The 226-nt window shown below is 72.6% G+C and carries 1 pseudogene; it reads right to left on the bottom strand.

Annotation, left to right across the window (positions count from 1 at the left end):
- Positions 1–226: pseudogene (locus tag ACLBYB_RS33655) on the bottom strand (IS110 family transposase); the annotation flags it as partial.

Genomic DNA, 226 nt, shown 5'->3' with positions numbered 1-226 from the left:
GCCGACACGATGCCGACACCCGGGATCGTCGCCAGGCGCTGCGACAGGTCGCTGTCCCGATGCCAGGCGAGCAACTCCTTCTCCAGTCGGGTGAGTTGGATCTGCAAGGCACCGATCTGATCGGCCAGCCCGGTCACCACGCGCTGGGCGAGCGGCGGCACCTCGGCCGCGTCTCCGGCCGAGAGCCGGGCCGCCAGTTCGAGCGCGTGCCGCAGGCCCCGCGCCA

The organism is Methylobacterium sp. D54C (assembly GCF_053345595.1).
Note: the sequence above shows the minus strand (reverse complement) of the source record. Positions and strands in the feature narration are given on the sequence as shown.